Source organism: Saccharopolyspora sp. (genome assembly GCF_017434145.1).
Lineage (GTDB): Bacteria > Actinomycetota > Actinomycetes > Mycobacteriales > Pseudonocardiaceae > Saccharopolyspora_C > Saccharopolyspora_C galaxeae.
Map to the genome: position 1 here is coordinate 1 of NZ_JAFRFW010000661.1, position 5206 is coordinate 5206.

The window sequence follows — 5206 nt, forward strand, 5'->3', positions numbered from 1 at the left end:
CGGTCGCCGACCTCGCCGAGCTGCTCGGCCCGGACCGGGCGAAGTGGAGCTGGGGAAGGCTGCACGTCGCCCGCGCCCGCCATCCGCTGGTTGCGTTGCTGACCGGCGTGCCCGAGGACCTCCTCGCCGCGGGCCCGGCCCCGCGAGGCGGCAGCGGCGACACCGTCTGCGACACCGCCTACGGCCCGGACTTCGTGCAGAGCGCCGGGGCGACTTTCCGCGTCGTCGTCGACGTCGGCCGATGGGACTCGTCGCTGGCGATGAACGCGCCCGGCCAGTCCGGACGCCTGGGCGAGCCGCACACGACCGACCTGTTCGCGCCGTGGAGTCGAGGCGAGGCGTTTCCGCTGCTCTACAGCCGCGAGCGGGTCGAGGAGGCAGCGGAGCAGGTCATCGAGCTGCGCCCGTCGCCCGAAGCGCCCTGATCCTCAGTTGGCCGTGGGCCGCGCGTCGAGAGCGGCCGCCTCGTCGGGAGTGGGGGCGGTGCCGCCGAGGTGGGTGGGCAGCCACCAGCGGTCGTCCTCGCCGGTGGGCTGGTCGGGGTAGTCGGCTTGCAGGTCGTCGAGGATGGTCTGCATCCGCTCGCGGAGGTCCCGCGTGAGAGCGTCGGGATCGTCCTGCGGACCGGGCCGGAACGGCTCGCCGGCGTGGATGTGGATCGGCACGTGCCGCTTGGTGAGCGTGCGCGGTCGGCCCTTCGTCCACAGCCGGTGGGTGCCCCACAGCGACATCGGCACGACCGGCACCCCCGCGTCGGCGGCCATCCGCACCGCACCGGACTTGATCGGTTTGACGGTGAACGACCTGCTGATGGTCGCTTCCGGGAACACCCCGACGACCTCGCCCGCGCGCAGCCGCCGGACCGCCTCGTCGTACGAAGCCTTGCCCACGGCCCGGTCCACCGGGATGTGGTGCATGCCGCGCATGAGCGGCCCGGCGATCCGGTTGTCGAAGATCTCCTTCTTGGCCATGAACCGCACCAGCCGCTCGGCGGGCTGCGCGCCCAGGCCGCAGAAGATGAAGTCCAGGTAGCTCACGTGATTGCAGGCGATCACCGCGCCGCCGCTGCGCGGGATGTGTTCGGTGCCCGACACGCGCAGCCGGTTGTCCAGGACGCGGAACATGGTCTTTGCCGCGAGCACGACCGGTGGATAGACGATCTCAGCCACGGCGTCAGGTTACGCAACCGTAGGTTCCCGCGCGTCCACCTGCGGCCGCGGTCACACGCCACGGTCGCGCGGATCCGGGATCACCAGCTGCCGCGGCGGTTTCGAGCCTGCGGTCGAAGGCTGCCGGGACGGTGCTCATCGCGGCCCCGGCTGGAGGTCCGGCCGGTTGTTGGAGTCCGGGACGTCGCCGGGCAGGGTGATCGGGTTCGGCGTCGGACCCGGCGTCCACCAGCCCCAGTGGTCCTCCTGGTGCGTGCGGGCGGCGGCGGAGGCGGGCAGCGCGTCCGGCTCGTAGGGGTGCACCTCGTAGAGCGAGCCCCAGTCGTTGCCGAGGTCCCCGCGCAGGTAGGTCGGCAGCTCCGCCATGCTCGTGGCGACGTTGAGGTAGCCGAACTGCCCGCCCGCGTCCGGTGACGACCAGCCCTGCCCGGTGTCGCGCACGTCCCCGCCGCCCGCGACGCGGTAGCGCGGCAGCTCGGCGATGCCGTGGTGGTTCGCGGTGACGTTCAGGCAGGGGTGCACCATCGCCGCGGTCCACTCCACGTACGCGGGGGAGTTGCCGACCACGTCGCTCATCCGGGTCAGGCGCGGCGCCCGCGGTGCGCTGAAGGCCATCCAGCCCTGCTCGCCGAGCGCCTTGTCCTGGCCGACGATCCGCATCCGCGTCGCCCCTTCCGGAGCGGGGACGCGGTGGTCGCGCCAGTGCTTCGCACCGTCCTGGCCGAGCGGCGCGCGGGAGAGGATCTCGAAGCCCTGCGGGGTGTCCCGGCCGAACTCGGCGGTCAGCGAGTTCGGGCCGGAGGTCGTCCCGGCCGAGCTGACCACTACCGGCACGTCCCCGCTGCGCGCGCGGTCCGGCAGCTCGTACCAGGGCGTGCGCAGTTCGCCGGTGTTGGCGGGGGAGCCGTAGCTGCCCCACACCGGCGCCCGGTCGGAGCCGAAGCGGTGCGGCGGAGTCCAGTTCGACTCCCCGGTTTCGATGTTCTTGGTATCCGGAATGCCGTCGCGGCGGAACCCGGTCTCGGTGCCGCGCAGGTACTGCTCGGGCGATTCGTCCTCTTCGGGCGGTGCGCCCGGTGCTGCGGTCGCAGGCTGCCGCGCGGCGGGATCGAGCATCCCGGCGATCGGGTCGTTCTCGACGTAGACGTAGTCCGAGAGCCCGCAGCTGGACCCGGCCAGCTGCCGCACGTTGTCCTTGGCGAGGTTGTAGGTGTCCCAGCGCTCGGGGATGGCCTTCGCCAGCGAAGCGAGCTCCGCCAGCATCAGCAGCGCGCACACGATCGACAGCGGTGCGGTGCCCAGCCGCAGCGCCCGCGTGCGGTCCTCCTCCACCGCGACCGGAGGATTGCGCTCGTCCAGCTTCAGGTGCTCGACCAGCGCCACGACCAGCGCGATCGCGGCGATGACGAGGAACCCGGTGCTGAGCTCGTAGCCCTTGATCGACGGCGGCTTGTCGAACCACGGCACGCCCCAGCCCGAGACGTACCACCAGGCGTTGGTGCCGGTGAAGGTCAGCGCGAGCACCACCATGAGCCCGGCGAAGAACACCGCCCGGTTGCGCCGCGAGCGCAGCACGGTGCTGCTGGCGGCCAGCGCGGTCAATGCCGCGACCGCGCCCCCGACCGCGGCGAAGACCCCGAAGTGGTGGGTGTGCTTGGTCGGCGTCAGCGCCAGCGCCACGAAGTACAGCCCGGCCACGGTCAGCAGCCGGCGGCTCGGCCCGAGCGCGGCCCCGCGGATGGTGCCGCGCCGCAGCAGCACGACCGCGCAGAACGCCAGGCACAGCAACATGAGCAGCACCGGGAACCGGCGGGTGAGCGAGCCGTCGGGGGATTGGCCGAACAGCAGCGTGTAGCGGCCCAGCTCCTCGTACCAGGACTGCGACGGGCCGATGTCGGTACGAACCTGGGTCGCGTCGAGCACGGTGCGCCAGGTCTGGTCGGAGAACGCCGCCACCAGCACGACCAGCCCGGCGGCGGCGATCGGGGCCAGCACCGGTGTCCAGCCGAACCGCTGCGCGCGGCTTCGCACCATGAGCAGCAGCGGTTTCGCCGCCGCCAGGAACGGCAGCACCGCGACCATCCCGTGCGGGTTCACCGCCACCGAGAACGCTGCGATGATCAGCCCGAACGCCGCGGGAGCGAGCTGCCGGGCCGCCACCGCGTACTCCACCGCGCACATCGCCAGCAGCGCGAGCACCACCACGATCGGTTCGGGGCGCAGGCCGTTGTCGTAGGGCAGCCAGCAGGCCAGGAACACCGCGGCCGCCGCCCATCCGGCCGCGCGGCTGCGCCGCACCCGCTGGCCGAGCCGGGGCAGCACGAACCGGCTGATCAGCACCCAGCTCAGCAGTCCCATGCCCAGCGCGGGCAGCCGGATCCACGGCGTGGCGGTGGAGATCTCCACCCAGCGCGCCTGCAATTCGACGAACCAGCCCATCGGCGCGATCGGCCCGGAGAACCAGCGGTAGAAGTCGTTGACGTAGCCCAGCTCGTCGCGGACCCGCGCCATCGTGAGGAAGTAGCCGTCGTCGGAGGTCATCGCCCCGATGAGCCACCACGCCAGCAGCGCAGCCGCCACCGCGGCGTCCCGCCCGGTCAGCCGCCACCGCCCGCGCGATCGGCGGACCGGCTTGCGGCCCGCCAGCGCGTCGATGCGGTGCAGCGCGAACACCGCTCCCGCGGTCCCGAGCACCGCGACCGCCATCGCCGCGATCTTGAGCGGGGTCGGGTGGCTGTCGTAGCGGTCGTCCACCTCGGCGGAGAACGACATCCCGGCGGTGTCGTCGAGCTGACCGTCCACATCGGAGAAGATGCCGGTCAGCTGCGGACGTGCGTCACCGCCGACGTGGGCGAACCGCGCACCTCCGGCCTCGGCGTCGGTCGAGTGCCCGTCCGAATGCACCCCGATCGCGCAGTCGCCCGCGGGCAGCTCGGTGGTGCCGAGCTGCCTGCCCTGCGAGATCAGGCGCAGCTGCCCGTCCTGGACTTCCAGCCGCAGCCCGGTCATGGTGCCGTACTCGGCTTCGGGCGGGTTCGTGCTCAGCAGCACCGCCGGGCCGGGCGTGCGCGCGTCCAGCCCCTGAGCCGTCGAGCACGGCATGTCCAGGTCCAGCCGGATCGGCTGGTAGGCCGACAGCGGCGCGGAAACCGCCTGCGTGCCCTGCGCGGTCGGCCACTGCAACGTGGTGATCTCGTAGCGCACGGGCAGGAACGGCAACAACACCGCCGCGAGGGCGCCCAGCACCCCGCAAGCCACCGCGAACCACCGCAGGGACCGCGCATTCCGGAACAGTTCGCTCATCGATCGCATCATCGCCGGGGTTCGGGGTCGGGGACCGCGGAGGCCGCGGGAAGATCGGACGCGAGCCTACCCGTGTTGCGTACGGTCGTACGCAACTGCCGGTGCGTAGCGGGCGGCATGTCACGGGAAATCCGTTCCGGCGGAAATCGCCCGGATTCGAGGTGCCGGCTTTGCGCCGAGCGCGCGATTGTCGACCGCACGGCCGCAGTCCTCCAGCGGTGTTCAGCGTTCGGGGCGCACGGCCGCGGCGGTCGCGGCGGCGCAGCCGATGAGGGCGAGTACGACGAGCATGGCGTAGCGCAGTCCGAAGTGGTCGCCGAGCAAGCCCAGCAGCGGCGGGCCGACGAGGAACGCGCGGTAGCCCGCGGTGGCCACCGCGCCGACCCGGGCCGTGGTGTCCCCGTCGCCGTCACCCGCCGCGGACAGCGCCAGCGGGAAACCGAGCGAGGTCCCGAGCCCCCAGAGCACGACTCCGACCACCGCCAGCGACGGGAACGGCGTGCCGATCACCACCGCGAGACCGGTCCCGGCACACACCGCGCTGCTGCGCACGACCACGGCACGGCTGAACCGGCGCAGCAACCGCCCGCCCGCGAATCGCCCGGCGGTCATGGCCGCGGCGAACGCGGCGAACAGCAGCGAGCCGCCCGCCGGGTCGAAACCGTGCGCGTCGACCATCAGCAGCGGAAGCCAGTCGTTCGCGGCGCCCTCGGCCAGCGCCATGCCCAGCACCA

4 protein-coding genes are annotated in these 5206 nt (G+C 72.7%); 1 reads left to right on the forward strand and 3 read right to left on the reverse strand.

What is annotated here, in order from left to right; translation table 11 throughout:
* A partial coding sequence (locus IJH84_RS18125; protein ID WP_295146572.1) for a penicillin acylase family protein occupies positions 1 to 425 on the forward strand: 425 nt, incomplete at its 5' end.
* Between the two features lie 3 nt (positions 426 to 428).
* Here the strand turns inward: IJH84_RS18125 and IJH84_RS18130 are convergent.
* From IJH84_RS18130 to IJH84_RS18140, 3 genes are all read right to left on the reverse strand, one after another.
* A complete protein-coding gene (locus tag IJH84_RS18130; RefSeq protein WP_200071801.1) occupies positions 429 to 1169 on the reverse strand; it encodes a 1-acyl-sn-glycerol-3-phosphate acyltransferase in 741 nt (246 codons plus the stop codon).
* Between the two features lie 135 nt (positions 1170 to 1304).
* The gene (locus tag IJH84_RS18135) at positions 1305 to 4472 is read right to left on the reverse strand and encodes an arabinosyltransferase domain-containing protein (protein WP_295146583.1); all 3168 of its coding nucleotides are present in this window, start codon (positions 4470 to 4472) and stop codon (positions 1305 to 1307) included.
* Positions 4473 to 4694: 222 nt separating this feature from the next.
* A partial coding sequence (locus IJH84_RS18140) for an MFS transporter (protein ID WP_295146588.1) occupies positions 4695 to 5206 on the reverse strand: 512 nt, incomplete at its 5' end.

Coding starts and splice junctions, on each gene's coding strand:
- IJH84_RS18135 (WP_295146583.1), bottom strand. CDS start 4,472: ATGAGCGAACTGTTCCGGAATGCGCGGTCCCTGCGGTGGTTCGCGGTG.